Source organism: Micromonospora sp. NBRC 101691, assembly GCF_030269285.1.
Taxonomy (GTDB): domain Bacteria; phylum Actinomycetota; class Actinomycetes; order Mycobacteriales; family Micromonosporaceae; genus Micromonospora; species Micromonospora echinospora.
Map to the genome: position 1 here is coordinate 1 of NZ_BSTB01000045.1, position 2557 is coordinate 2557.

The 2557-nt window shown below is 68.3% G+C and carries 2 protein-coding genes; both read right to left on the reverse strand.

Annotated features, from left to right (window positions below; translation table 11 throughout):
• Positions 1 to 1105, reverse strand: a 1105-nt coding sequence (locus tag QSK20_RS31845) for a peptidoglycan DD-metalloendopeptidase family protein (protein ID WP_502889099.1), incomplete at its 3' end; no start/stop codon positions are given.
• Positions 1106 to 1360: 255 nt separating this feature from the next.
• Complete coding sequence (locus tag QSK20_RS31850) at positions 1361 to 2356, reverse strand: alpha/beta hydrolase (protein ID WP_285792310.1); 996 nt, start codon at positions 2354 to 2356, stop codon at positions 1361 to 1363.
• Positions 2357 to 2557 lie beyond the last annotated feature (201 nt).

Below are 2557 nucleotides of genomic sequence, written 5' to 3' on the forward strand. Positions count from 1 at the left end.
TGGCGAAGAGGTCGTGCCATTTTTGGGGTGGGCCGAATGTGGTGCCGGTGGAGAGGGCGATGATGACGTCGGCGGCGGTGGTGGGTCCTTGGGTGAAGGTGATGATGTCGTCTTTGCCGTCGCCGTTGACGTCGCCGAGGGCGGGAAACTCGCCGGTGATGGAGAAGTAGTCGTGCCATTTGACGGCGGTGCCGGCGAACGACGAACCGGTGGAGAGGGCGACGTAGACGTCGGCGTTGGTGTCGTGGGTGAAGGTGATGATGTCGTCGCGTCCGTCGCCGTTGACGTCGCCGACGGCGGCGACTTCGTGGTGGGGGGCGAACCAGTCGTGCCATTTTTGGCTGCTGGTGAAGGTGGTGCCGGTGGAGAGGGCGACGTAGACGTCGGCGAGGGTGCCGTGGGTGAAGGCGACGATGTCGTCGCGGTTGTCGCCGTTGAAGTCTCCGGTGAGGAGTGTTTCGCCGTTGAGGCCGAAGAAGTCGTTCCATTTGACGGAGGTGCCGGTGAAGGTGGTTCCGGTGGAGGTGGCGACGTAGACGTCGTTGAGGGTGCCGTGGGTGAAGGTGACGATGTCGTCGCGTCCGTCACCGGTGAAGTCCGTCGGCGAACCCGCCAGATACCTGCCACCTGACGACGTCCCGCAGTTGTCGCTGACCAGGAACTTCTCGTGGTACCGGCCGGGGTAGGGCGCCAGCGACGCTCCGTTGATCACGATGGTCTGGCCGACGCCGTTGTAGAGCTGCTCGTAGTGGATGTGCGCTCCGGACGAGTTGCCGGTGCTGCCCGTGATGCCGATCTGCTGGCCCTGCTGGACGTACGCCCCGTCGGGCACCGAGTAGGCGCTGAGGTGGAAGTAGTAGGTGGTCCACCCGCCGCCGTGGTCGATGACGATGTAGTTGCCGGCGCCGCTGGGCTGCGAGTGCCGCCGGGCGACACCGGCCGCGGAGGCGACCTGCGGAGTGCCGCCGGTGGTGCCGCCGTCGGCCCGTACGAAGTCCAGGGCCAGCCGGACCTCGGCGCTGTGGTGGCCGTAGGTCCACCGCTGCCCGCACGGGAACGGCGCCTTGAAGTTCGGTGCGGCGAGCGCGGGGGAGGAGACCACCATCGCGCCGGTCAGGACGCCCACCGTCAGGGTGAGCAGGGAGGCCAGGACGCGACGCACCCTGCTCCTGGAAAGCCTCGACATGGATGCCTCCGGTCAGGGAAGACTCGACTGGGTGGGGTGGCGTGCCGTCGGCCCCGGTCGGGGCTCGTCGGGCGTGGGTGCGAAACAGCCGCCGGAAGGTCTGCGACCCGGCGGTGGCCGTGCCGACGACGACGCGCCGCCGGGCGTGCGTGGCGGCGCGTCGTCGGGCGGAGGTCAGCCGGCGCGCCGCAGGCGTCCGAGCATCCCGTTGAGATCCTGGACGAACATGTCGTGCCGGAAGAAGTGGCCGCCGGGGCGTTCATGCCACTCGTGCGGGATCCCGGCGCGGCCGAGGGCACCCCGGAACTCCCGCTGACCGGCCAGCACCTGCGTCTCGTTGACGGTGTCGAACCAGTTGACCGGGTCGGGCGAGGTACCGGCGACCAGGAAGATCCGCTTGTTGCGGTAGCTCTCGATCCGTTGCATGGGGTTGTCCGCGGTCACCCGCGCCTCGTCCCACAGGGGCGCGCCGTACACGGTGCCCCCGCCGAGTTCCACGGCCGCCGAGGAGAGGTTGGCCCAGTGCACGACGAGGCCGAAGTCGCGGCGCAGGCTGGCCGGGCCGGAGTGGGAGCTGACCGAGCAGAAGTGCCCGTAGTACTTGGCGGTGTACTTCAGCGCACCGAACCCGCCCATGGAGAAGCCGGCCACCGCACGGCCGTTGTACTCCGGGAAGGTACGGAAGTTCGCCTCGATCCATGGCAGGAGCTGGGCCATGTGGAAGGTCTCCCAGTTACGGGGACCGGTGTTGCTGTGCACCGGGTTGCAGTACCAACCGGTCGCCGCGTCCGGCATGACGATGATGATCTCCCGACCGGCGGTCAGGTTGATGATGTTCTCGTGCATGTGGAAGTGCCGGAAGTCGGACGCTCCGCCGTGCAGCAGGTACAGCACCGGGTACCGCTTGCCGCTGGTGTGGTAGCCGTCCGGCAGCAGGACGTTGACGCCCGGGTCCCACTCGATGGCGTCGGTGGCGAACCGGTAGTACTGCAACCGGCCGCCGTTCTCGTTCCGGTCGACGATGCGCAGACCCTGGCCGTCCCGCGCGGCATGCGCCGCCGTCGACGACAGCAGCGGTCCGGCGAGCGCGCCGGCCACGGTGGCACCCGCCGCGCTGGCCAGCAGGCGTCGGCGGCTCAGGGGGCGACGGGTGGTGGGGATGTTGTCCATTGCTCCTCCAGGAGGTGGGGCGCGCCGCAGGTCACGTCCCTGCGGCGCGGCGGCGTCTGTTCACTCAGGACGGGTCAGAGGGTGGTTTCGCCGTTGAGGCCGAAGTAGTCGTGCCATTTTTGGCCGGGTGTGAAGGTGGTGCCGGTGGAGAGTCCGACGTAGACGTCGTTGGTGGTGTTTTTGGTGAAGACGATGATGTCG